Origin of the sequence: Mesorhizobium sp. M7A.F.Ca.AU.001.01.1.1, from assembly GCF_004022735.1 — a bacterium.
Classification (GTDB): Bacteria; Pseudomonadota; Alphaproteobacteria; order Rhizobiales; family Rhizobiaceae; genus Mesorhizobium; species Mesorhizobium ciceri.
Genome location: NZ_RZPF01001351.1, coordinates 1 through 481, shown reverse-complemented (window position 1 = coordinate 481; position 481 = coordinate 1). Strand labels below are relative to the sequence as shown.

1 pseudogene is annotated in these 481 nt (G+C 63.4%); it reads left to right on the top strand.

Going from position 1 to position 481, the window contains the following annotated elements:
* A pseudogene (locus EN884_RS38120) lies at positions 1 to 481 on the top strand (DNA topoisomerase IB); the annotation flags it as partial.

Below are 481 nucleotides of genomic sequence, written 5' to 3'. Positions count from 1 at the left end.
ATAGCGATCTGCGCCGTCGTGGCTTGCCGTTCGAGCGTGTCGTCGCCGCGGTCGTCTGGCTGCTCGACAACACGATGATCCGCGTCGGCAATGCCGCCTACGCCCGCGACAACAAGAGTTTCGGGCTGACCACGTTGCGCGACCGGCATGTCGATATTGTCGGTTCAAGCCTGCGCTTTGCCTTCAAGGGCAAGTCGGGCAAGGAGTGGAAGCTGAAGCTGGCCGACCGCCGTATCGCCAGGATTGTGCGTGGCGCGCAGGACCTGCCAGGCCAGAAGCTGTTCCAGTATCTCGATGAGGACGGCGACAGGCGGCCGGTCCGCTCCGAGGACGTCAACCGCTATATCCGTGAGGCGGTCGGTGACGCCTTCAGTTCGAAGCATTTCCGCACCTGGGGCGGCACCATTCACGCCGCGTCGCTGTTTGCGCAAACGGAACTGCCGCAAAGCCAGGCGCAGCGAAACAGGGCGATGAACAGCGT